Source organism: Candidatus Similichlamydia epinepheli, from assembly GCF_003056015.1.
On the sequence record NZ_PPEU01000131.1, the window covers coordinates 1 to 1574 of the forward strand.

The window sequence follows — 1574 nt, forward strand, 5'->3', positions numbered from 1 at the left end:
AACTTCTGGAGAGAGGTGATTTTATTATAGATGGTGGAAACAGTCATTTTCTTGATACGGAGAGAAGGCTAAAGTATCTATCTGAGAAAGGAATCTTCATCACGAGCAGCTACAGAGTTAAGAATCGATTCCACACGTTCTCGAGCCTCTTCTGAGCCACTCGGCATCATAGAAGGCCCGTGACGAGCCCCTTTTTCTCCTCCAGAAATCCCACAACCAATGAATAAGATTCCTTTCTCAGATAGATACTTTAGCCTTCTCTCCGTATCAAGAAAATGACTGTTTCCACCATCTATAATAAAATCACCTCTCTCCAGAAGAGGAATCAACCCTTCCAAAACTTGATCAACACCATTGCCAGCTGAAACCATAATAACGATCATGCGAGGCTTTTTTAGATTATTAACAAGCTCCTTTAGAGTAACAGCTAACCTAAGGGAGTGTTGTGACTTATGTTTAGAGAAAAAACTCTCCGCTTTCGAGGTTGTTCTGTTATAAACTGTGACCCGGTGATGGTGATCGGTGAAGTTGAGCGCTAAATTAGCACCCATGGTACCAAGACCGATCAACCCTATATCTGACTGCTCCTGATCGTTCGACATGTTATTCCTCCATTGATGGTCTTTCTGTCAGTAATGTAAGGAAATAGGCTTCTTGATCAAGAGAAGGAGTAGCTCTCGCCCTCGTAGCTCAGCAGGATAGAGCGGTCGCCTCCTAAGCGACAGGTCGCGCGTTCGAGTCGCGCCGAGAGCAAGAAAACTATGTAATCAATGCCTTAGAACGAATAGCCGCACGTACAGCTTCTATTTTGATAAATAAGTCTTTGTCCTTTGGAATTTTTCGTTCAATTGTTTTATAGGCGTGTAAAATTGTAGAGTGTGTTTTTTGAAATGCCATTCCCAGAGAGATAAGAGGGCCCACCACCCATTCTCTAGCAAGAAACATAGCTACCTGTCTTGCGAGAGAAATATCCTTTACTCTCTTGGTGCTCTTGATATCACAAATTTTGATTCCGAAGTGACGACTCACCAGTTCGATAATCTCTTCGGCACTGATCCTATATTCTTCTCGTTTGGTTGATCCTAGTAATTCACTAAGATTTTGCATTGCCAGTTCATCTGTAACAGGAAGATTCAACAATCGACTTTGTGCACATAATTTATTGATAATTCCTTCAATTTGACGCACATTTGACTGTAGGTGCTGAGCAAGAAGAAAAGCTGTTTTCTGTTCTAGTTGTAAACCACGTAATTCTGCTTTGTGTTGAAGTATCGCCACACGAGTCTCCAAATCTGGCATACCTAATTGTGCAACTAGTCCCCACTCCATTCTTGCAATCATTCTTTCTGATAATTGTAACTCAGAGGGAGGTTGGTCACTCGTAATCACTATCTGCCTAGATTGATTGATCAAGGCTTCGAACATGGTACAAAACTCATTTTCAAAATTTAGACGTTCTTGAAGGAATTGAATATCATCAACTAACAGAACATCAAGATTACGGTACGTCTTTTTGAGTCGATCAACTGTTTTGTTTCTAAGACTGTTGACAAGCGCATTCACAAACTCTTCCG

Annotated in this window: 2 protein-coding genes, 1 tRNA gene and 1 pseudogene; 2 read left to right on the forward strand and 2 right to left on the reverse strand. The window is 41.3% G+C overall.

Annotated elements, in window-relative coordinates; genetic code table 11:
- Positions 1-95 (forward strand): annotated as a pseudogene (locus GCCT14_RS05690) (NAD(P)-binding domain-containing protein); the annotation flags it as partial.
- Here the strand turns inward: GCCT14_RS05690 and GCCT14_RS05515 are convergent.
- Positions 78-602: an NAD(P)-binding domain-containing protein gene (locus GCCT14_RS05515; protein WP_108624444.1), complete on the reverse strand. Its 525-nt coding sequence runs from the start codon at positions 600-602 to the stop codon at positions 78-80. The pseudogene GCCT14_RS05690 and the gene GCCT14_RS05515 overlap by 18 nt on opposite strands.
- Positions 603-679: 77 nt before the next feature.
- Here GCCT14_RS05515 and GCCT14_RS04855 point away from each other — a divergent pair.
- Positions 680-753, forward strand: a tRNA-Arg gene (locus GCCT14_RS04855).
- 6 nt (positions 754-759) lie between these two features.
- On the opposite strand, the gene GCCT14_RS04860 is transcribed toward GCCT14_RS04855, so the two are convergent.
- Positions 760-1574 (reverse strand): DnaA ATPase domain-containing protein (locus tag GCCT14_RS04860; protein WP_239978386.1); only part of this gene is annotated, 815 nt, incomplete at its 5' end.